This is a genomic window from Herbiconiux daphne, assembly GCF_024979295.1.
Taxonomy (GTDB): Bacteria; Actinomycetota; Actinomycetes; order Actinomycetales; family Microbacteriaceae; genus Herbiconiux; species Herbiconiux daphnes.
The window spans coordinates 1-686 of the sequence record NZ_JANLCJ010000420.1 but is presented as its reverse complement, the minus strand read 5'-3'; the positions used below and the strand labels follow the sequence as shown (position 1 = coordinate 686).

1 protein-coding gene is annotated in these 686 nt (G+C 43.6%); it reads left to right on the top strand.

The features are described from left to right. Positions 1–61: 61 nt before the first annotated feature. A partial coding sequence (locus N1032_RS25600) for an HK97 family phage prohead protease (protein WP_259543418.1) occupies positions 62–686 on the top strand: 625 nt, incomplete at its 3' end.

Here is a 686-nt window from a genome sequence, read left to right as displayed (position 1 = left end):
GTCGGCAACGTCCCATGCTCGTCAAAATGGTTGTAAATATTTATAGAAAGGGTTTGACTTAATGCCTAAAAAACCAGACTTCGCCGGTTGGGTAACGAAGAAGGATATTCTTTGTACCGATGGCGTGGTAATTAAGCAAGATGCTTTTATTGGAAACAGTGGTACTCGTGTTCCTTTGGTTTGGCAGCATAATTATGATAAGCCAGGAAATGTCCTAGGGCACATGGACCTTGAAAATCGTCCTGAAGGTGTATATGGATATGGCTACTTTAATGAAACTGCTACTGCCGATGGTGCTAAAGAACTAATTCGTCATGGTGACATTCGCGCAATGTCTATCGGGGCTAATAAGATTCGTAAACAGGGCCGCAATGTTGTCCATGGATCCATCTATGAAGTAAGTCTAGTGATGGTCGGAGCCAACTCAGGTGCCACTATTGATTATACCAACTTAGCGCATTCATCGGAAGAAGATTTCGATAATGGCGAGGGTATTTTCTATAATGGTATGCTTGTGCATTCAGGTGAAGACGAACCGGAACTAGAAGAAGAAACAGCGGAAAAAGTCTCAGAGGAATCTGAAGAACTTACACATGCTGATGGAGGAGCCGACGTGGCTGACAAAAATGACGAGCGTACAGTTGGGGATGTCCTCGACACGCTTACTGAAGAACAAAAAATTGCAG